At 60.2% G+C, this 19,486-nt stretch carries 16 protein-coding genes; 8 read left to right on the forward strand and 8 right to left on the reverse strand.

All coding sequences use genetic code 11. The features are described from left to right. Positions 1 to 27: 27 nt before the first annotated feature. A complete protein-coding gene (locus VRB54_RS07675; protein WP_338480221.1) occupies positions 28 to 234 on the forward strand; it encodes a DUF1127 domain-containing protein in 207 nt (68 codons plus the stop codon). Between the two features lie 196 nt (positions 235 to 430). On the opposite strand, the gene VRB54_RS07680 is transcribed toward VRB54_RS07675, so the two are convergent. Beyond that, positions 431 to 1,777, reverse strand: a complete 1,347-nt coding sequence (locus VRB54_RS07680) for a class II 3-deoxy-7-phosphoheptulonate synthase (protein WP_338480222.1) — start codon at positions 1,775 to 1,777, stop codon at positions 431 to 433. 125 nt (positions 1,778 to 1,902) lie between these two features. Here VRB54_RS07680 and VRB54_RS07685 point away from each other — a divergent pair, with 125 nt between their 5' ends. Further along, a complete protein-coding gene (locus VRB54_RS07685; protein WP_209980505.1) occupies positions 1,903 to 2,658 on the forward strand; it encodes a spermidine synthase in 756 nt (251 codons plus the stop codon). 108 nt (positions 2,659 to 2,766) lie between these two features. On the opposite strand, the gene VRB54_RS07690 is transcribed toward VRB54_RS07685, so the two are convergent. Next, complete coding sequence (locus VRB54_RS07690) at positions 2,767 to 3,558, reverse strand: crotonase/enoyl-CoA hydratase family protein (RefSeq protein WP_338480223.1); 792 nt, start codon at positions 3,556 to 3,558, stop codon at positions 2,767 to 2,769. Positions 3,559 to 3,980: 422 nt separating this feature from the next. Between VRB54_RS07690 and VRB54_RS07695 the strand changes: the two genes are divergently transcribed. Then, a complete protein-coding gene (locus VRB54_RS07695) occupies positions 3,981 to 5,654 on the forward strand; it encodes a DEAD/DEAH box helicase (protein WP_027606997.1) in 1,674 nt (557 codons plus the stop codon). 167 nt (positions 5,655 to 5,821) lie between these two features. Here the strand turns inward: VRB54_RS07695 and VRB54_RS07700 are convergent, their stop codons facing one another. After that, entirely contained in the window at positions 5,822 to 6,589 is a 768-nt protein-coding gene (locus VRB54_RS07700; protein ID WP_338480224.1) for a class III extradiol ring-cleavage dioxygenase, read from the reverse strand. A 102-nt stretch (positions 6,590 to 6,691) separates the two neighbouring features. Here VRB54_RS07700 and VRB54_RS07705 point away from each other — a divergent pair, with 102 nt between their 5' ends. Continuing rightward, positions 6,692 to 7,348 (forward strand): thiopurine S-methyltransferase, encoded by a 657-nt coding sequence (locus VRB54_RS07705; protein WP_338480225.1) that lies wholly within the window; start codon positions 6,692 to 6,694, stop codon positions 7,346 to 7,348. Positions 7,349 to 7,525: 177 nt separating this feature from the next. Here the strand turns inward: VRB54_RS07705 and htpX are convergent, their stop codons facing one another. Both htpX and VRB54_RS07715 read right to left on the reverse strand, forming a co-directional pair. Beyond that, complete coding sequence (gene htpX / locus VRB54_RS07710) at positions 7,526 to 8,413, reverse strand: protease HtpX (protein ID WP_338480226.1); 888 nt, start codon at positions 8,411 to 8,413, stop codon at positions 7,526 to 7,528. Positions 8,414 to 8,717: 304 nt separating this feature from the next. Continuing rightward, entirely contained in the window at positions 8,718 to 9,929 is a 1,212-nt protein-coding gene (locus tag VRB54_RS07715) for a pyridoxal phosphate-dependent aminotransferase (RefSeq protein ID WP_338480227.1), read from the reverse strand. 202 nt (positions 9,930 to 10,131) lie between these two features. Here VRB54_RS07715 and msrB point away from each other — a divergent pair, with 202 nt between their 5' ends. Both msrB and VRB54_RS07725 read left to right on the forward strand, forming a co-directional pair. Then, the gene (gene msrB / locus VRB54_RS07720; protein ID WP_338480228.1) at positions 10,132 to 10,524 is read left to right on the forward strand and encodes a peptide-methionine (R)-S-oxide reductase MsrB; all 393 of its coding nucleotides are present in this window, start codon (positions 10,132 to 10,134) and stop codon (positions 10,522 to 10,524) included. A 129-nt stretch (positions 10,525 to 10,653) separates the two neighbouring features. Then, positions 10,654 to 11,139 (forward strand): glutathione peroxidase, encoded by a 486-nt coding sequence (locus VRB54_RS07725; protein WP_338480229.1) that lies wholly within the window; start codon positions 10,654 to 10,656, stop codon positions 11,137 to 11,139. Between the two features lie 28 nt (positions 11,140 to 11,167). Here the strand turns inward: VRB54_RS07725 and VRB54_RS07730 are convergent, their stop codons facing one another. Continuing rightward, positions 11,168 to 13,477, reverse strand: coding sequence for a hybrid sensor histidine kinase/response regulator (locus tag VRB54_RS07730; RefSeq protein WP_338481067.1), 2,310 nt, complete (start codon positions 13,475 to 13,477; stop codon positions 11,168 to 11,170). 170 nt (positions 13,478 to 13,647) lie between these two features. Here VRB54_RS07730 and VRB54_RS07735 point away from each other — a divergent pair, with 170 nt between their 5' ends. Next, complete coding sequence (locus VRB54_RS07735; protein ID WP_338480230.1) at positions 13,648 to 14,538, forward strand: ATP-binding protein; 891 nt, start codon at positions 13,648 to 13,650, stop codon at positions 14,536 to 14,538. After that, complete coding sequence (locus VRB54_RS07740; protein ID WP_231423567.1) at positions 14,535 to 15,017, forward strand: GAF domain-containing protein; 483 nt, start codon at positions 14,535 to 14,537, stop codon at positions 15,015 to 15,017. Before VRB54_RS07735 ends, VRB54_RS07740 begins: the two co-directional genes overlap by 4 nt. On the opposite strand, the gene VRB54_RS07745 is transcribed toward VRB54_RS07740, so the two are convergent. Both VRB54_RS07745 and VRB54_RS07750 read right to left on the reverse strand, forming a co-directional pair. Further along, positions 15,018 to 18,656 carry a transporter substrate-binding domain-containing protein gene (locus tag VRB54_RS07745; RefSeq protein ID WP_338480231.1) on the reverse strand — a complete coding sequence of 1,213 codons (3,639 nt, stop codon included), beginning with the start codon at positions 18,654 to 18,656 and terminating at the stop codon, positions 15,018 to 15,020. An 8-nt stretch (positions 18,657 to 18,664) separates the two neighbouring features. Continuing rightward, on the reverse strand, positions 18,665 to 19,291 hold the full coding sequence (locus VRB54_RS07750) for a response regulator transcription factor (protein ID WP_338480232.1): 627 nt from the start codon (positions 19,289 to 19,291) through the stop codon (positions 18,665 to 18,667). Positions 19,292 to 19,486: the final 195 nt, after the last annotated feature.

The raw sequence follows: 19,486 nt of genomic DNA on the forward strand, positions 1-19,486 counted from the left end.
TCGTCATCCCCACAGGAGGGCGAGAAGATGAAAGGTCAAAAAGGTTTTGTGTTGATCGCGAAGCGGCCTTTGGCCGGGCTGTTTCAGGGCATCGTGCGTTGGCACACGGTGTACCGGGAGCGCCGGTTACTGGCGGCCCTGAACGACGATGCGCTCAAGGACATTGGGCTCAGCCGCGCCGACGTGGAGCAGGAAAGCCAACGGCATTTTTGGGACGACCCGTTGCGAAAGTAACTCGGATTGTGGCTGGAGGGCTTGATTGTGGCGAGCGGGCTTGCCCCGCGTTGGGCTGCGAAGCAGCCCCAAAACCAGCCACCGGGATTCTGCCTGGAGAAACTTGATACGCCGAACTGGGGCTGCTTCGCCGCCCAACGCGGGGCAAGCCCGCTCGCCACAGAGAGTCCGTCAGCAGGCATTTCCAGCCACGGCCTTAGCGCTTGACCTGCTTCAACGTCTCGGCAATCAGGAACGCCAGTTCAAGTGACTGATCGGCATTCATCCGTGGGTCGCAGTGGGTGTGGTAGCGGTCCGATAAACCGTCTTCGGTAATCGGCCGCGCGCCGCCGATGCATTCGGTGACGTTCTGCCCGGTCATCTCGATATGAATCCCGCCGGCATAGCTGCCTTCGACCTGGTGCACCTGGAAGAACTCCTTCACTTCGCCAAGGATCTGCGCAAAGTCACGGGTCTTGTAGCCGCTGCTGGCCTTGATGGTGTTGCCATGCATCGGGTCCGAACTCCACAGCACCTGCTTGCCTTCACGCTGCACGGCGCGGATCAGGTGGGGCAGGTGGTCGCCGACCTTGCCTGCGCCCATGCGCGCGATCAGGTTGAGGCGGCCGGGATCGTTGTCCGGGTTGAGAGTGTCGATCAGGCGGATCAGGTCGTCAGGGTTCATGCTCGGGCCGACCTTGACGCCAATCGGATTGTTCACCCCGCGCAGGAACTCGACGTGGGCGCCATCGAGCTGACGGGTGCGGTCGCCGATCCACAACATGTGGGCCGAGCAGTCGTAGTAATCGTTGGTCAGGCTGTCACGGCGCACAAAGGCTTGCTCGTAGTTGAGCAGCAGCGCTTCGTGGGCGGTGAAGAAACTGGTCTCGCGCAATTGCGGCGAGCTGTCCATGCCACAGGCGCGCATGAAGGCCAGGGTTTCGTCGATGCGGTCGGCCAGTTGGCTGTATTTTTCAGCCAGGGCGGAGTTGGCGATGAAGTCCAAATTCCACTTGTGCACCTGGTGCAGGTCGGCGAAACCGCCTTGGGCAAACGCGCGCAGCAGGTTGAGGGTGGCGGTGGACTGGTGATAGGACTGCAACAGGCGGTCCGGGTCGGGCACGCGGCTTTTTTCATCGAAGCCGATGCCGTTGACGATATCGCCGCGGTAGGCGGGCAGGGTGATGCCGTCGATGGTTTCATCGTTGGACGAGCGCGGCTTGGCGAACTGGCCGGCCATGCGCCCGACTTTCACCACCGGGCAGCCGGCGGCGAAGGTCATCACGATCGCCATCTGCAACAGCACCTTGAAGGTGTCGCGGATTTTGGCAGCGGAGAATTCGGCAAAGCTCTCGGCGCAGTCGCCGCCCTGCAGCAGGAACGCGCGGCCCTCGGTGACTTCGGCAAACTGACGGCGCAACTCGCGGGCTTCCCCGGCAAACACCAGCGGTGGGTAGCTGGCCAGATTCTGCTCCACTTGCAGCAAGTGTGCAGCGTCCGGGTATCGGGGTTGTTGCTGGATCGGCAGGGCGCGCCAGCTGTCGGGGCTCCAGGGTTGGCTCATCGTGAACTCGATTGGGTGATTGACGGTCGGGCGCCAATGTTATCAGCAATTAGTGCGTGACCTGTTGCCGCCGGTTGGCCGACAATCGCGCCTTTGCCGTGCGGTAAACCCTTTTAGGAGTAGTGATGACCGAGGAGCGTGTCGAGCGCCTGCTGGCCGAGGTCCATGATGACTTCGGCATGATCCGTGTGCTGGAGGTGGCCGATTACCGGTTTCTCGAATTTGGCGATGCCATCGAGCAAAGCTGCGTCTTCACCGCTGACCCGAGCTGGCTGGAGTACGACTATACCCGCGCCATGCTGGTTGGTGCGTTGTGCCATGAGCAGCCGGACAGCGCGCTGTTCCTCGGCCTGGGCGCCGGCACCCTGACCCAGGCGTGCCTGAAGTTCCTGCCGCTGGAAGACGTCGAAGCCATCGAGCTGCGCCCCGATGTGCCGCGCCTCGCCATCGAGTACCTGGGGCTGGACGATGACCCACGCCTGTACATCCGCATCGGCGATGCCCTGCAGTTGCTGGAAAGCGCTGAGCCGGCTGACCTGATCTTCGTCGACCTCTACACCGATGTCGGGCCCGGCGTCGGGCACCTGGCGTGGACATTTTTGGAAAACTGCCAGAAAAAGCTCAACCCGGGCGGTTGGCTGGTGATCAACCAATGGGCCACCGACGATGGCAAACCGTTGGGGGCAGCGCTGCTGCGTGGGCTGTATCACCGGCATTACTGGGAGCTGCCGGTGAAGGAGGGCAATGTGATCTTGCTGGTGCCTTCGGAGCTGGATCAGGAGCTGGAGCTGGAGGCGCTCTCGGCGCGTGCCGAGGCCCTGGCGCCGCGCTTGGGGTACTCGTTGCAGCCGTTGATCAAGGCGATTCGGCCGGCGACTTAGGTGACTATCAGAGCCTCATCGGGGGCAAGCCCCCTCCCACATTTTGATGTGTGAACATATTTAAGTGTGGGAGGGGGCTTGCCCCCGATGAGGCCCTCACTGCCGCCATCAAATTCCCTTGAACACCCCCGGCCGCTTCTCGATCATCGCCCGCACGCCTTCCTTGGCATCCTCACTGTTAAACAGTTGATCCACCACTGCGGGCAAGGCGGCGGCCGCCACGGTTTCGCCTTCCATGCGCGCCAGACGCGCCGACGTCAACGTGGCCTGAACGCCCAGTGGCGCCTGGCGGGCGATGCGGCTGGCCAGTTCGATGGCGCGCGGCAGCAGGTCTTCGCTGGCCATCACCTCCTGCACCAGCCCCAGGCGCAGGGCTTCATGAGCATCGAACTCGTCGCCGGTGAGCAGCCAGCGCATGGCATTGCCCCAACCGGCGAGTTGGTGAAAACGCAGCGTCGCGCCACCGAACGGAAAGATCCCGCGCTGCACTTCCATTTGCGCAAAGCGGGTATTGCTGGCGCAAAGGTTGATGTCTGCCGCCAGCATCAGCTCGATGCCGAGGGTCAGGCAATAGCCCTGGGCCGCGATAATCACCGGCTTGTTGACTCTTGGTCCGGCAAACACGCCCCAGGGATCGCAACCCCCTGGCGGCGGTTGCCAGCCGCCGGCCATCACGCCGCTGACATTGGCCAGGTCCAGCCCGGCGGTAAAATGGTCGCCATGGGCGAATACCACCGCTACCCGCGCGTCGTCGTTTCGATCAAATTCGCCATATGCCAGGCTCAGGTCATTGAGCAAATCGAGGTCGAAGGCGTTGCGCTTGGCTACCCGGTCCAGGCCCAACAGCAGGACATGACCCCGGAGTTCACGGCTGACGCGGCTACTGCTGGCTTGATTCATCGGGTGTGCCCTCGGGCGCGGAGTTAAGGTTTCGGACCGAAGGTCCGATCCAATGGGTGAATCGTTTAAGCGTTATGCCCAGCAGGGCCGGGCGTTTGCAAAACAGACCCTGCTACGGGTATCTGCAAACCCTGTGACGCAGCGCGGTATATCAGTGCGTTACGAGAAAAAAGCTCCCTTTTTCAGGTATTTCCGGTATAGTGCGCGCCGGCCTTTAACCGGGCCGCGTTCAGGTAGCGCAATTCCCCGAAGCCAGCTTCGGCTGCACGTCCGCACAGCGGACTCTTCCTTGACGAATCTTTTTCATTCATTCGTTTTCGCAAATCCCCGCCGACAAAGCAGCCAGGGCGACTCTTGAGTCTCAACACGGCATGCGCAGCTTTGGAGCATGGGTCTTTGCGGATGCACTTAGAGGCAGACCCATGACCCAGGAAACCGGCGGCTTCGCCGCTTTTAATCTTAACCCGAACATTCTTGCTGCCGTCATCGCGACCGGCTACGAAGAACCTTCGGCGATTCAGCAGCAATCGATCCCGATCATCATGGCCGGCCAGGACATGATTGGCCAGGCGCAAACCGGTACCGGTAAAACCGCCGCGTTCGCCCTGCCTATCCTGCACTGCATCGATCCTGCCAAGCGCGAACCGCAAGCCCTGATCCTGGCGCCAACCCGTGAGTTGGCGCTGCAAGTAGCAACCGCTTTCGAAACCTACGCCAAGCAAATGCCAGGCGTTACCGTTGTGGCCGTTTACGGCGGCGCGCCCATGGGCCCACAACTGAAAGCCATCCGTAACGGCGCACAGATCGTTGTCGCCACCCCAGGCCGTCTGTGCGACCACCTGCGTCGCGACGAGAAAGTCCTGTCCACCGTGAACCACCTGGTGCTGGACGAAGCTGACGAAATGTTGAAGCTGGGCTTCATGGATGACCTGGAAGTCATCTTCAAGGCACTGCCACCGACCCGTCAGACCGTACTGTTCTCGGCCACCCTGCCGCAGTCTATCCGTGCCATTGCCGAACGCCACCTGCGCGATCCGCAACACGTGAAAATCCAGACCAAGACCCAGACCGTTACCGCGATCGAACAGGCTCACCTGTTGGTTCACGCTGACCAGAAGACCTCGGCTGTATTGAGCCTGCTGGAAGTCGAAGACTTCGACGCCCTGATCATGTTCGTGCGCACCAAGCAAGCGACCCTGGACCTGGCCAGTGCCCTGGAAGCCAAAGGCTACAAAGCCGCTGCGCTGAACGGTGACATCGCCCAGAACCAGCGCGAGCGCGTGATCGACTCCCTCAAGGATGGCCGTCTGGACATCGTTGTGGCGACCGACGTTGCTGCTCGTGGCCTCGACGTTCCACGTATCACCCACGTGTTCAACGTTGACATGCCTTACGATCCCGAGTCCTACGTTCACCGTATCGGCCGTACCGGCCGTGCCGGTCGCGAAGGCCGTGCATTGCTGCTGGTGACTCCGCGTGAGCGCCGCATGCTGCAGGTGATCGAGCGTGTAACCGGTCAGAAAGTTGCCGAAGTCCGCCTGCCGGATGCTCAGGCTGTTCTCGATGCGCGCATCAAGAAACTGACCAACAGCCTGTCGCCGCTGGTGGCTGACGCTGAATCGACCCACGGCGATTTGCTTGACCGCCTGACCGCCGATATCGGCTGCACCCCACGTGCCCTGGCTGCAGCGTTGCTGCGCAAAGCCACCAACGGTCAGGCCCTGACCCTGGCAGCCATCGAGAAAGAACGCCCACTGGTGCCGAACAACGCCCCGCGCGGTGATCGTCCAGAGCGTACTGGCGATCGTCCGGACCGTGGTGATCGTGAGCGTCGTGCTCCGGTTCCATTGGCTGAAGGCCGCGCTCGTTGCCGTACCGCGCTGGGCGCGCGTGACGGTATCGCTGCCAAGAACCTGCTGGGCGCTATCCTCAACGAGGGTGGCCTGGCACGTGAAGCCATCGGTCGCATCCAGGTGCGTGACAGCTTCTCTCTGGTAGAGCTGCCGGAAGATGGCCTGGAAAAACTGCTAACCAAGTTGAAAGACACACGCGTTGCCGGTAAGCAGCTGAAGCTGCGTCGCTACCGCGAAGATTGATCTGCCGCTACGGCTGATTGATCGTCCATAAAAAATCCCCGACTGGTTCGGGGATTTTTTTGCCCGATATTTTTTCGGATAAGGTCCCCAATCAACTGTGGGAGGGGGCGTGCTCCCGATAGCGGTCCAACAACAGCCAATACCTGCATGGCTGAGCAAACCCGGCGTCAACCGAAGCGGTAGATGTCCATTCCTAGTGCACCCAGGGTGAAGCCCTGGTGCTCAATGCTGAAAGGGCCACCCGCGCCGCGCGCGAAATACAGCGGCAGCAAATGTTCATCGCTGGGATGGCTGCGCAGCGCATGCGGCGCCAGGCGGCGATAGTCGTGCAGTATTGCCTCGTCATCGGCGGCGAGGGTGTCCACCATCCAGTCACGAAATTCCCTGGCCCACGGCTCGATGCTGTCCGGCCCGGCGCGCCAGTCCAGTTCACCCAGGTTATGGGTGATGCTGCCGGAACCGATCAACAGCACACCTTGCTCGCGCAGGCTGGCCAGGGCATGCCCGACGCGGGTCTGCAGGGCAGGGCCCATGCGACTGGGCAGCGAGATTTGCACCACCGGGATATCCGCCGCCGGGTACATCAACGACAGCGGTACCCAAGTGCCATGGTCGAATGGGCGACGCTCGTCGATCTGCGCCTCCAGGCCGTCTGCGTGAAGCAGTTCGACAATGGCGCTCGCCAACTGCGGATGGCCCGGCGCCGGGTATTGCACCGCGAACAATTCGCGGGGGAAGCCGCCGAAGTCATGCCAGGTTTGCGGTGCCGGGCTGCCACTGACCAGCAGGCCGGCGCTTTCCCAGTGCGCTGAGACCACCACGATCGCCTCTGGCCTTGGCAGCTCCGCCGCCAGCCGCTGCAGGGCAGGGCCGCTGGCGCCTGGTTGCAGGGCGAGCATGGGCGAACCGTGGGAGATGAACAGGCTGGGCAACATACGTAGGGTCCTGAGGGTTAAGATGCTGCCATCTTCAGTCAGATCATTGATCTAAATCCAATATAAGTTTTAGCGCTTTTTGATCGAATTTCCGGGGGATTTATGCAGCCTGAATTTTGGCAAGCGCGTTGGGCGCGCAATCAGATCGGCTTCCACCTGCCCGAGGTCAACCCGTACCTGCAGCGCCACTGGCCGACGCTGGGCGTGGCCGAGGCTGCAAAAGTGCTGGTGCCGTTATGCGGTAAAAGTCTGGATTTGATCTGGCTGGCCGCGCAGGGGTTTCGCGTGATGGGCGTGGAGCTGTCGGAGCAGGCGGTGCAGGCGTTCTTCAGTGAGCAGGGCCTGACGCCGCAGGTCGTTGAGAAGGGCGCCTTCAAGGTTTATCAGACGGGACTGATCGAGGTGTGGTGCGGTGATTTCTTCGCCCTTGATGCGCAGGCGGTGGGTGATTGCAGTGCGCTGTATGACCGCGCGGCGCTCATCGCCTTGCCGCCGTTGATGCGTGCGCAGTATGCCGAGCATCTCACTGCGCTGCTGGGGGCAGGTACAAAAGGCCTGCTGGTCACGCTCGACTATGACCAGGTGCAAAAGGCCGGCCCACCCTTTGCGGTGAATGATGACGAAGTGCGCATGTTGTTGTGTGAGGGCTGGAGCGTGGACGTGCTGCAAGAGCAGGACATCCTGGGCGAGAGCTGGAAGTTCGTGCAGGACGGCGTCACGCGACTTGAGGAGCGCGCCTATCGGCTGGACCGGCGCTGAGGTCTGCACTGTTGCCACGGCTATCGCGGGCGAGCCCTGATGCCAGTCAGTTAAGCGAACGCAATGCTCAAAGCGACAAAGATCAAATGTGGGAGCCGGGCTTGCCCGCGATGGCGATTCAGGCGCCCACAAAAAAGGAGCGATCAAGTCGCCCCTTTCAGTGTCACTGCCTGACCATCAGCCGCGACGGCGCAGTGCGTCGATTCGCTCTTCCAGCGGTGGATGGCTCATGAACAAGCGCGCCATGCCCTGTTTGATGCCACCGTTGATACCGAAGGCGGTCAGGCTGTCCGGCATATGCACCGGCAGGCCCTGTTCGGAGCGCAGATGCTGCAAGGCTGCAATCATCGCCCCGGTACCGGCCAGACGGGCCCCGGCTTCGTCTGCGCGGAATTCGCGTTTGCGCGAGAACCACATGGTGATCGCGCTGGTCAGGAAGCCCAGCACCAGTTCCGCGAAGATGGTTGCCACGAAGTAGGCGATGCCGCGACCCTCTTCGTTCTTGAAGATCACCTTGTCGACAAAGTTGCCGATGATCCGCGCGAAGAACATCACAAAGGTGTTCACCACGCCCTGTACCAGCGCCAGGGTAACCATGTCGCCATTGGCCACATGGCCGATCTCGTGGGCCAGTACCGCCTTCACTTCATCGTAGGAAAAGCGCTCCAGCATGCCCTGGCTGACCGCAACGAGCGCGTCGTTCTTGTTCCAGCCGGTGGCGAAGGCGTTCGCTTCATAGGCCGGGAAAATCCCGACTTCGGGCATCTTGATGCCGGCCTCGCGGGACAATTGCTCGACGGTCTGCAGCAACCATTGCTCATGCCGGGTACGGGGCTGGGTGATGACCTGGGTGCTGGTGCTCATTTTCGCCATCCACTTGGAGATGAACAGCGAAAACAGCGAACCGGCAAAACCAAAGACCGCACAGAAAACCAGCAGCTGATTGAGGTTCAGGTCAACCCCGTTGGCCGCCATGAACCCGTTGAAGCCAAAAAGGCTCAGGGTGATGCTGGCAATCAGCACGACCGCCAGGTTAGTGGCCAGAAACAGCAGGATGCGCATCATGGTTGTAGAGTTCTCCTCATGCTTAATATGTCGCGTACTGCGGGGTATATAAGGTGCAGCCTGGGGTGATTCAACCGGGCGACTATTTCAAACTGTGTCCTACAGCCTTTATGTAAACCTTTGAAGGGATTTTCCTACCCGATAAGCGGTTCTTGAGCCGTCTCCGATTGCCCTTCAGCCTCGCAATTACGGGGCCTGACAGCTACAGGCAGGCCAGGCGGCAGGTGCGCAGCGGGGCAGGTCAGAGAAGTGTTGCCAGATAATCGCTGTACGACCAAAAGCTGGCCGTACAGTGTCATTTTCGTTACTGGCGATAAGACTTGAGGAAGTTGCCAATACGGCCAATGGCCATTTCCAGGTCATCCACACGCGGCAGGGTCACCACACGGAAGTGATCCGGCCACGGCCAGTTGAACGCGGTGCCCTGGACCACCAGCAGCTTTTCCGACAGCAGCAGGTCGAGCACGAACTTTTCGTCGTTGAGGATCGGGCACACCTTCGGGTCGATACGCGGGAAGGCATACAGTGCGCCCATGGGCTTGACGCAGCTGACGCCGGGAATGTCGTTGAGCAGCTCCCAGGTACGGTTGCGCTGTTCGAGCAGGCGGCCCTGGGGCAACACCAGATCGTTGATGCTCTGGTAGCCACCGAGGGCGGTCTGGATTGCGTGCTGGCTCGGCACGTTGGCGCACAGGCGCATGTTGGCCAGCATGTCGATGCCTTCGATGTAGCTTTGGGCATTGTGCTTGGGCCCGGAAATCGCGATCCAGCCGGAGCGGAAGCCCGCTACCCGATAGGACTTGGACAGGCCGTTGAACGTCAGGCACAACAGGTCCGGCGCCAGGGAGCCGGTGCAGATGTGCACGGCATCGTCGTAGAGGATCTTGTCGTAGATCTCGTCGGAGAACACCACCAGATTGTGCTGTCGCGCCAGTTCGAGCATGCCCAGCAACACTTCCCTGGAGTATACGGCACCGGTGGGGTTGTTCGGGTTGATGATCACCAGGGCTTTGGTATTGGGAGTGATCTTGGCTTTGATATCGGCAAGGTCCGGGAACCAGTCGGCACCTTCATCGCACAGATAGTGCACCGGATGGCCACCGGCGAGGGTCACGGCGGCGGTCCACAGCGGATAATCCGGCGCCGGTACCAGCACTTCGTCACCGTTGTTGAGCAGGGCCTGCATGGACATCACGATCAGCTCGGACACCCCGTTGCCCAGGTAAATGTCCTCGATGCCGACACCTTCTACCTGCTTCTGCTGGTAGTACTGCATCACCGCCTTGCGCGCGCTGAACAGGCCTTTGGAGTCACTGTAGCCCTGGGCGGTCGGCAGGTTGCGGATCACATCCTGGAGGATTTCTTCCGGCGCTTCGAAACCAAAGGGCGCCGGGTTGCCGATGTTCAGCTTGAGGATGCGATGGCCTTCCTCTTCCAGGCGCTTGGCGTGCTTGAGCACCGGGCCGCGAATGTCGTAACAGACGTTGGCGAGCTTGTTCGATTTGCTGACCTGCATGGCGATGTGATCCTGAAAATGAACGATCCAGACGGTGAAGACACTACCGTACTGTGAATCCTGCGCGGTCCGCACCTGTAAATACGTTTGAACGGCGGTGGCGCGGGTGCCAGACTGGCGTTTTGAAGAGGCGCAATCATACGTGCCGCCTGATCCATGGAAAAGACACAGATCAGGGTTTTTCAGTGACCGAGGTGTACCGATGGATAAGTTGCAGAAAACCGTTGATGAATGGAAAGCGATGCTTGATCCCGAGCAATACAACGTATGCCGTCTCAAGGGCACCGAGCGCCCGTTCAGCGGCAAGTACAACGACACCAAAGCCGACGGCGTCTATCACTGCATTTGCTGCAATGAAGCGCTGTTCGACTCCACCACTAAATTCGACTCAGGTTGCGGCTGGCCCAGCTTCTACGCGCCGATTGCCGACAGTGCGATGATCGAGATTCGCGACGTCAGCCACGGCATGATCCGCACCGAAGTCACCTGCGCCAAATGCGATGCGCACCTGGGCCACGTGTTCCCGGACGGCCCGCCGCCGACCGGCCTGCGTTACTGCATCAACTCGGTGTGCCTGGACTTCGTCCCGCGTTGAAGTCCAATGCGGGAGGGGCCTTGTTCACTCCCGCATGCTGATTGCGCTCCATCAGCGCCGTCGATGTAAATTGCGCACGATTGAGTTGCCCGCTATTTTTCAAACCCTTCCACTGATCGAGACTGTGCCATGGCCGATACACTGCTGAGCATCCCGTGCACCACCATCAAGGGTGAGCAGAAGACCCTGGCCGACTTTGCCGGCAAGGCCATCCTGGTAGTCAACACCGCCAGCAAATGCGGCTTCACCCCGCAGTACAAGGGCCTTGAACAACTCTGGCAGCAGTACAAGGATCAGGGCCTGGTGGTGCTGGGGTTTCCGTGCAATCAGTTCGGCAAGCAGGAACCGGGCGATGAGGGGGCGATTTCAGAGTTTTGCGAGCTGAACTTCGGCGTGAGCTTCCCGTTATTCAAGAAAGTCGATGTCAACGGCAGCGATGCCCACCCCTTGTTCGTTCAACTTAAAAAACAGGCGCCCGGCCTGTTGGGTTCCAAGGGCATCAAGTGGAATTTCACCAAGTTCCTGATCGGCCGCGATGGCCTGCAGGTCAAGCGATTTGGCCCAACCACCAAGCCACAGGACCTGACCCGGGAGATTGAAACCCTGCTCAAATGAGCGATGTGACAACCGTTTTTTGCGCGACTCAGCGCGCTGTCGCTTCAGGCACCCACAAGTCCAGCAGCGCATTGAGCTCCTCGCGGCGGAACGGTTTGGCCAGGTAATCGTCCATCCCTGCCGCTCGGCAGCGCTCGCGCTCTTCGGACAGCGCATTAGCCGTCAACGCGACAATCGGCAGGTCCGGCCAGCGGCCACTGCGGCGGATCTGGCGGCTGGCTTCGTAGCCGTCCATCACCGGCATGTTGCAGTCCATCAACACCATGTCAAAACGCTGCTCCTCAAGGAACCTGAGCGCCTCGCCGCCATGGGCCGCCACGATCACCTCACAGCCCAGCTTGGCGAGCATGCCTTTGGCTACCAATTGATTGACCGGGTTGTCCTCCACCAGCAGGATGCGCGCTCGGTGTGCTGGCGGCGCAATTTCACGCTGCACGGTATCGAGTGCCAACTGCGTGTCGCTGCGCAGGTTGCGTTGCAGGATCTGGTACAGCGCATTGCGGCTCAACGGGCGCGCCTGTTGCTGCAAGGGCGCGAATGCGGCGACCTCTTCGCCGGGCATGAAATTGCCATAGGCGGTGACCACGAGGATGGGCGCGGTAATGCCCGGGCGGATGCGGAACAGGCATTCCGGGCAGTCGGTGATCAGCAGGTCGGGCGCTTGCCCGGTCATGTCGTCATCCATGGTCAAACAGCGCGTTGTCAGTCCCCAGTGCGGCAGCAGCGAGGTGAGCAACTCCGTCAGCCCGCTGCCGGTATGGGTGATCACCAGCACTTCACCTTTGAGCGGCGCTTGTCGGCTGGCGGGCAGGTGGGTGGGCAGTGGCAGTTCGGCGCAGAACTGGCTGCCAAAGCCCACCTCGGAGCTGATGCTCAACCGTCCGTGCATGGCTTCACACAGGTTGTGGGTCAGCGCCAGGCCCAGCCCGGTACCGCCAAACTGGCGGGTGATGCCGGCGCCGGCCTGGGTAAACGGCTGGAAGATTTTCACCTGCGCGTCTTGGGCGATGCCGATGCCGGTGTCGCAAACCTCGATTTTTACCTGATCGCCCAAGGCGCTGAGCCGCACGTCCACGCGGCCGAAACGCGTGAACTTCAAGGCGTTGGAGAGCAGGTTGCTGACGATTTGCCGCACCCGCGTCGGGTCACCGAGCACCTGCGCCGGAAATTGCGGGTCGATCAGACAGGTCAGCTCGACGCTCGGCGCCGCGTTCTGCGACAGCAGGTTGGCGGTGTCTTCCACCATTGAGCCGAGGTCGAACGGGATGCGCTCCAGTTCCAGCTGGCCCGCGTCGAACTTGGAGAGGTCGAGAATATCGTTGAGCAAGTCCACCAGCACTTTGCCGGAGTCGTGGGCGATCGACAGTTGCTGGCGCTGTTCGGCATTCAGCGGGCTGTCCAGGGACAGCGCGATCATGCCGAGCAAACCATTGAGCGGCGTGCGGATTTCGTGGCTCATGTTGGCCAGGAACGCCGCCCGCGCCTGGGCCATGCCCAGGGCGTTCATCTTCGCCGCCTCCAGTTCATCGTTGGATTGGCTCAGGCGCTGGTTGCTGGCCTTGAGCTCCAGGGTGCGCGCCGAAACGATATCTTCCAGTTGCCCCAGGTATTCGGTGAGGCGGTCCTCGGCGTGGCGGCGCTGCTGGATTTCGGTTTGCATGTTGTCAAATTGCTGGTTGGCCACGTTGACCAGTACGCCGATCTCATCCTGCTCATGCCCTGGCGGGCAGTCCAGACGCGCCTGTTTGCGGTTGCTCAATTCGCGGATGATGCGCACCAGCGGCTGCGTCAGCATCACGTAGAACAGGCCCAGCAGGATCCCGGTCAGCAACAGGCTGCGCACGAACCCGTTGAGCAGGGTGATTTCGGCGCGGCGCAGGAAGCGGCTGCCGAAGGCATAAGTGTCAACGTCCAGGTACAGCACGCCGAGGGACTCGTCGGGCATGTGGCTGAGGAACAGACGGTCTTCGAATTGGCGATTGGCACCAAACAGGAAATCACTGATGGGCCGATAGGTGCTTTCGCTGCGTGGCCGATTGACGTCCGCCAGTATCACGCCGTTGTTGTCGACCAGTTGCGCATGAATGATGGCGGGGGAGTGCAGCAGGCCCAGGGTCAACTCCTTGGCCAGTTCAGCGTCGATGTTGTAGGCGATGCGTGACGCCGGGTTATGGCTGATTTCGATCAGCGAGCGAATTTCACGGTTGATGGATGCGTCTTCGCTGGCATAATCAATGCCAATTTGCCCAAGGCTGAGCAAGGTTCCCAGGATGAAACCTACCAGCACAGTCAGTTTGGCTTGTTTATAAGACAAGCGGTGGGCGAACCTGATATCCATCGAGTGTTGAACCACTTCACGTTTCCTTTCGCCCGGCAAGCATAGCTGAACATCCACAAGCCAAGGCTTGCCCGGCACGAATCGTTTATTTTTACAGGTGCAGCCTGTTGCGGCCAGCAGCACGGCTGCCAATACGCCATCTTTTGCAGGAACTTGCCAGAGGAATAGACGTGGACTCTCGATTGAACGCTTTTCTTGAGCGTGCCGACGCGGTACTCGCGCGGCTGGAACCCTTGTTACCTGCGCCACGCCAAGCCATCGACTGGCACCAGTGCCTGGCCGCCCGTTGGCAGCGCGAGGGCCGCAGCGGCTTCCTGCTGCCACTGGAGGTCAGCCTCGATATGCGCCTGTCCGACCTGATTGGCGTAGATAAACAGCGTGAGCAACTGGCACGCAACACCCAGCAGTTTCTTAATGGCCTGCCCGCCAACCATGCGTTGCTATGGGGCTCGCGGGGCACCGGCAAATCTTCCATGGTGCGCGCCCTGCTGGCCGAACACGCCAAGGCCGGCTTGCGCCTGATCGAGATCGAGCGCGACCATCTGGCCGATCTGCCGCGTGTGGTCGAGCAATTGCTCAAGCTGCCGCAACGTTTCATCCTGTTTTGCGATGACCTGTCGTTTGAAGCCGGTGAGGGCGACTACCGCATTCTCAAGAGTGTGCTCGACGGCTCCCTGGAACAGGCGCCGGACAACGTGCTGTTGTATGCCACCTCGAACCGCCGTCACCTGGTTCCGGAAAACCAGAGCGACAATGACAACTGGAAGCGCGTGGACGGCGAGCTGCACCCCAGCGAAGCGGTGGAAGACAAGATTGCCCTGTCCGACCGATTTGGCTTGTGGCTGTCGTTCTACCCGTTTACCCAGGAACATTTCCTCGATGTGGTCGAACACTGGATCGGCGAGCTGGCAAGCAAGGCCGGGCTGCAGTGGCAGCGCGATGAAGCCCTCGACATTCTCGCCGTACGCTGGGCCACCGGACGCGGCAACCGCAACGGCCGTTGCGCGTATCAATTCGCCCGCTATTGGGTGGGTCTCAAATTGCTGGAGCGTCAACCATGATCGATTTGCAACACGCGGGTACCGGCCTGGACGGCTACGCCATGTTATGCGCGCAGTTGGAGTCACTGCTGGCGGATGAGCGTGATTTCATCGCCAACAGCGCACAGTTTTCCGCGTTTCTGTACAACCAGTTGGACGACCTCAACTGGGCCGGTTTCTACCTCAATCGTAATGAAGAGCTGGTGCTTGGTCCGTTTCAGGGCCAGATTGCCTGTGTGCGTATTCCGTTTGGCCGCGGTGTATGCGGTGCGGCGGCGGCCTCGCGACAAACCCAGCGGGTGGAAGATGTGCATGCGTTTGCCGGGCATATTGCCTGCGACAGCGCCTCGAACAGTGAACTCGTGGTGCCGCTGGTCAAGAATGGCCAGTTGATTGGCGTGCTCGACCTCGACAGCCCGTCGCTGGCCCGTTTCACCGAGCAGGACCAGGCGGGTATCGAACAACTGGCGGCGATTTTTCTGCGTTTGACGGATTGCTGATCAGCCTGGCGCCTTCAGGCTGTTGAGTTGTATGAGCAGTGTCCTTTCCAGCTCAAGCATGCCTTTTTCCAGGATTTTGATGGCCGCTTCGATTGCAGGCCAATCATCTTCCCGGGCACAGGCCTGTTCTACGGTCTCGCACTGCGCGGCCAGGGCGTCGGCCTGCACGATGCGTGCGGCGCCCTTGATCTTGTGCGCCTGCTCGATGAACGCCTGGAGGCTCGCGCGGCGCGTGGTGAGGGCCATCAACTCCTGACGGTCATCACGACTGCTGCTCAATAACTCTTCCAGCAGTCGGCGGCTCAATTGGGCGTCACCTCCCGTCAAATGGTCGAGGCTGGCGAGGGCCAGCGGCGTGTCACAGGATTGTCGCTCGACCTGCGCCAGTTGTCGCTCCAGCACCGTGAGGCTGATCGGCTTGAACAGGCAGTCATCCATGCCGGCCTCCTTGCAGCGCAGTTTCTCCTCCGGCTGGGCGTTGGCGGTAAAGCCCAGCACCACGCAGGGGGGAAGTTGCTCGCGCTGTTCATATTCGCGGATCGAGCGGCTCAACTCGTAGCCGTTCATGATGGGCATGTTGCAGTCGGCGATGACCAGGTCGAAGCGTTCCTGGCGCCACGCCTGGAACCCGGCCGCACCGTGTTGGGCGGCGGTGAACTGATGCCCCAGATAGCCCAGTTGCTGGCACATCAGCAAGCGGTTGGCAGGGTGGTCATCCACCACCAGCACGTTGAGCACCAGTGCAGGGGCGGGGGCGACCGGCTTGGGTTCGTCCACACGCTCGACCGGCTGCAGGCTCGGCATTTTCAAATGGACATGCACCTGTGTACCCACCATCGGCACACTGCTCAGGCTCAGTTGCCCGCCCATCATGGCGCACAGGCTGCGGCATATCACCAGCCCCAGACCTGCACCGCTCCTGGCCAGTTGCCCGGAATTGTCGGCCTGGGCGAAAGGTTCGAACAGGCGCATCTGGTCGTCACGGCTGATGCCGATGCCGGTGTCCTCGACCACCAGCTTCATTTCCACCTGCTGCGGCTGGGCGGTGGGTTGTACGTCCACCTTGATCTTTACCTGCCCGTGTTCGGTGAACTTGATGGCATTGCTCACCAGGTTCGACAGCACCTGTTTGAAGCGCAGCGGGTCGATCAGCACTTCGGTGGCGTCCCGCTCCGGCTTGAACTCCAGCAGCAGGCTGAGAGTTTTCTGCCGCGCCAGGCCATCGAATACGCGCACCACCGATTCAATCACTTCTCGCAGATTCACGCGCTCCGGTGCCAGGCTCAAGCGCCCGGATTCGATACGCGCGATGTCAAGGATATCGCCGATCAACTCCAGCAAGTCCTTGGCCGAGTTGTAGGCCACCTCGATGGCCGGACGATCAAGGTGGCCCTGGTCGGCGCGCTTGAGCGTCAGTTCGAGCATGCCGATCACTGCGTTCATCGGCGTGCGGATTTCATGACTCATGGTCGCAAGGAAGGTGCTTTTTGCTCGATTGGCTTCGTCGGCGCGTTCCTTGGCCGCGCGCAGCTCGTCGAACAATTGGCGGCGATCACTGATATCGATCCAGCCACCGATGATGCCCTGGACCTCCCCGACCGAGTCGCGATAGGGAAGAATCCAGTGATAGATCGTCAGCTTTTTGCCCTGGATATGCAGGGTGCGATCCAGAATCAGCGGGTTGCCCTGCGCCACGACTCGCTGGTAATCGGCGTGGTACTGCGCAGCTTCCGCCTCGATGACCATGTTCATCTGGGTCACGTTTTTGCCGATCACGTCTTCACGCTGGACGCCGAACGCTTGCAGGTAACTGTCGTTGCAGGTCTGCAGCAAACCATTGCGATCCCGTACATAGATCGGATGCGGGGTTTCATTGACCAGTGCGCGCATGAATTCGAACTGATCGTTGAGCGCACGCTCAGCCTGTTTTCGCTGGGTGATCTGGCGGCGCATGTAGGCGTTCCAGGTCAGGGAAGTGAGCAGTAACAGCCCGGCACCGATAATGATCTGCGTAATCAGGCGATGGTAGTTGCGCCAGTAGCTGTCGGAGGCTGCGGAGTATCCCCGCCAGCGGCTGTTGATGACGCCCAGTTCATCCGGGGCAATGCTGAGCAACGCTTTGTCGAGGATCGAACTCAGCTCGGTGGCTTCGCGCGACGTGGCCAGGGCAAAAGTGGCCGGAAGGGTGCCAATGCTGGTGCTGATCTGCAGCTTGTCCTGGAACACCTGGGAAGACATCAGGTAATTGGCGATCACCAGCGAATTCACTGCACCGTCCACCTGTCCCTGTGCCAGCAGTTCGGAGGCCTTGAAGGTGTCGCCGGCCTCCACCTGTTGAATCAGCGGGAAGTCCTGAGCGAGCATGTTAATCAGGGGGTTGCCTTGGGTGATCGCCAGACGTTTGCCCGCCATCTGTTCCAGGTTCAGGGGGGCTTTGGGCTCCTTGCGTGTCAACAGCACATAGGAGTTTTCCAGATAGGGACGGCTGAAGTTCAGTTGGTTCTCCCGCTCATCGCTGGGAATAATTGCACCGATGATGTCGGCTTTTCCGGTGCTGACTTCTTCGATCATCGTGTTGACTTCACGCGTGCGTCGGATCTCGAAGCGCAGGCCGGTACGCAACCGAATCAGTTCCAGCAAGTCGGCGGTGACGCCACGGAAGTTGCCGTCTGCATCAAAAAAGGTCAGCGGCGCAAAGGTTTCATTGACCAGCACGCTGACCACCGGATGTTCCTGCAGCCAACGCTCTTCGCGCGGCGTCAGGTGCAGCTTCTTGTCGGTCAGCAGGATATCGCTGCCGGCACTCCAGCGCTTGGCGATACTGTCTCGTTCGTTGATGGGCACCGCGGCCAGTACCGAGTCGACAAGGGACAGCAGGATGCGTTGGTCCTGGCGTAACGCAAAGCTGAAACCGTAGGCTTCATGTTTGCCGAAATTGGCCATGCGCACATTCTTCAGGTAGCCCTTGTTGATCATGTAATGGGTGGAAATGGTATCGCCCAGGAACACGTCGGCCTGGTCGAACGCCACTGCATTCAAGGCGTTCTGGTACGAGGGATAGGTGCTGATGTGCGCTTGCGGGTACAGCTTTTCCACTTCGTCCAGCGGCAGGTAGTGATACACCAGGCTCAAGCGCAGCCCGGCCAGGTTATCGTTCAGGCTGCGGGTTTCTCCCTCGCGGGTCACCAGCACGGGTTGATCCACCGCGTACGGCTCCGATAGCACAAGGTTCGTGTTGGCGGCCTCGAAGCCATTGGCGGAGCCCAGCATGTCTATGTCGCCCGATTCAAGGGCGCGGATTGCTGCATCACGTGTGGGGTAGCGCAATACTGTGATGGGCAGGTTCAGGGCATTGGCCAGCAGCCCTGCGTAGTCGGCGGTCAACCCCTCGTAGTCGCGACCGCTGGAGGTGAGGTCGAAGGGCGGGTAATCGGGCGCAGCAGTCCCCAGCACCAGTTCGCGTTTGTTCTGCAACCATTGGCGCTGAGTCCTGTCCAGTCGAGACTCCAGTTGAACGGCACCCGCACGGCTCAGTAAGGTGAAGTGTTCCGGGCCGGTTTGATGATCGGCGGGCGCGGTCGTGCTGAAGCACACGCCGGCAATTAATATAACCAAATAGTCCTTTATACGGCTGGGCATCCGCTTTCTCACACTAGCGCGTTTCGTTTTGCCATCTCGATAAGTTCTACCAAGGACTTGGCTTTCAGTTTTTGCATAAGCCGTTTTTTATAAGTGCTTACGGTTTTATTGCTCAAGAACATGCCTTTTGCTATTTCCTTGTTAGTGCGGCCTTGTGCAAAAAGTTGCAAGACCATCAGTTCCCTGTCATTTACCATTTTAAATAGTTCAAGTTCCTCTGTGTCGTTGCCGTCCGTGCTGCCGGCATTCAACGCCTGGCTGGGAAAATAGTTGTAGCCGGACAGTACGGCGCGGATGGCACTCAGCAGCTCACTCAGGTCACCCTCCTTGCACACGTAGCCATCGGCGCCCGAGCGCATGCAGCGCGTGGCGAACAGCGTCGGGCATTGGGCCGTGAGGATCAGAGTCTTCATTGACGTGTTCATGGCGTTGAAACGGCAGAGCACTTCCAGGCCATCCAGTTTCGGGATGCTGATATCCAGAATGATCAGGTCGGGCATGCATTCGCGCACCATCTGTATGGCGTCGCAGCCATTATCCGTTTCACCAACGACTTTATAACCTTCATGTTCCAGCAACATTCGAATCGCCAGCCTGATAACGGGATGGTCATCAATGATAAAAACGGTGTTCATAATCACATTCCATGCAAGTGCAAATAAAGCGGGCACATTAGCTCAGAAGATGAGGGGTGAGCATGAGCCTTGGGGAGACAGGTATAAAACAGGAAAATTCCTACATGAAAAAAGGTGGCAACCTACGCAGCGTTAAGGCTTTGTGGTGTCTGGTGTAAGCAAATTTTGATGGGAAGTAATAACTGGCGGCACGAG

It is taken from the genome of Pseudomonas trivialis (assembly GCF_036864995.1).
In the GTDB taxonomy this organism is placed as follows: domain Bacteria; phylum Pseudomonadota; class Gammaproteobacteria; order Pseudomonadales; family Pseudomonadaceae; genus Aquipseudomonas; species Aquipseudomonas trivialis.